Origin of the sequence: Cryobacterium sp. MLB-32, assembly GCF_000738085.1 — a bacterium.
Taxonomy (GTDB): domain Bacteria; phylum Actinomycetota; class Actinomycetes; order Actinomycetales; family Microbacteriaceae; genus Cryobacterium.
Map to the genome: position 1 here is coordinate 1 of NZ_JPRS01000639.1, position 1,297 is coordinate 1,297.

Consider the following 1,297-nt stretch of genomic DNA (forward strand, 5'->3'; position numbering starts at 1 on the left):
CCGGCCATCGTGGAACACCTCATCCGCCGTAAAGAAGGAGAGCGGCGGAACTGACAGGCATTGTTCTCCAATCCAACCCGTCAGCGGTCACACTTGCTCACGCTCCACCGTCATACAGGTAGCGGACCTCAGACGGAGCTACGCCTTCACAGTCAGGATTCGAGTCGATGAAAACAATGACCTGCCACCAACTGGGCGGCCCCTGCGAACAACCAGTGACCGGCGAATCCGCCGATGACGCTATCAAGGCCCAAGACCGCCATCTTAAAGACGCGGTCAGGGCCGGAGACAACACCCACGAGCAAGCGCGCAAGGAAATGAAGGATCGTTGGAAGCACCCAAAACGATCAATGGACTGGTACTTCTCCACTAAGAAGGCGTTCGCCGAGATCCCGGAAGGCTAACCGCCTGCCAACGTCGCAAAGCAGCCCAACAACCCCCGGATACTGCCCGAGTCTTTGGGCACGCCAGATCCCACTTGATCAGGTTGCGAGATGCATCAGCGCGAGTCCGGCAAGGACGACCAACCGAAGCCCGCGGGAATCGTGACCCCCGCCCGCACCGCGAACAAAGGAGAGTTCCCATGCATCAAGCTATTGCACGCAAGGTAAGCGGAGGGATGAACACCGCCCCCAAGCCGGATTCCTCCCGGGTGAGAACTGTTTTCTACTGGATCACCACGGGCTACGTCGCTCTGGCGATGTTCTTCGGGGGAGTGTCGGAGGTGCTTGACGCGTCCATGAGCCTTGAGTTCTCAAGCATCGGCGTCGCGACTGTCGTCGCCGTCCTGGGATATCCGCTCTACTTCGTGTACATCATCGGCATCGCAAAGGTATTCGGAGCGATCGCGATCGTTGTGCCGCGGTTCCCGCGCCTGAAGGAATGGGCGTACGCAGGCTTGATCTTCAACATGAGTGGGGCGCTTCTTTCCTGGCTGATTGTGACCGTCGTCCAGGGCGAAGCGATCCCGGCAGGCTACGGTTCCCCCGCTTTCCATGTCTTCAACGCGCTTCACCTCATCGTGGTCATCATCGTGTCCTGGCTGCTTCGACCTGACAATCGACGGGTCGGCAAGATCATCCAACGTTGAAGCCCTGGGACGACCGATAGAGGGACGATGTGCGGACAGGTTTTCCGTCCTCGCGAGAGGGCGCTCGAGAGCACTTTTCGACGGATTCGACCGCTCGTAAGCGGAACGCTCAACGGCTACAGATCGCACACGGAAAGATCGCCTCGGCTACAGAGTGATGCCTTCTCGTTGTCGCTCTCGGATGAGGCCTCGTTCGAACTCGGCGAA

General features: G+C 59.1%; 2 protein-coding genes. Both read left to right on the plus strand.

What is annotated here, in order from left to right; genetic code table 11:
- The first annotated feature begins 167 nt into the window (after positions 1-167).
- Positions 168-404: a hypothetical protein gene (locus JF66_RS20550; protein ID WP_035880801.1), complete on the plus strand. Its 237-nt coding sequence runs from the start codon at positions 168-170 to the stop codon at positions 402-404.
- A gap of 179 nt (positions 405-583) precedes the next feature.
- On the plus strand, positions 584-1,090 hold the full coding sequence (locus JF66_RS20555; RefSeq protein WP_081882538.1) for a DoxX family protein: 507 nt from the start codon (positions 584-586) through the stop codon (positions 1,088-1,090).
- The last annotated feature ends 207 nt before the right edge of the window (positions 1,091-1,297 follow it).

Bases quoted from the DNA above. Each gene is read 5' to 3' on its own strand.
- JF66_RS20550 (WP_035880801.1), top strand. From the start codon at position 168: ATGAAAACAATGACCTGCCACCAACTGGGCGGCCCCTGCGAACAACCA.
- JF66_RS20555 (WP_081882538.1), top strand. From the start codon at position 584: ATGCATCAAGCTATTGCACGCAAGGTAAGCGGAGGGATGAACACCGCC.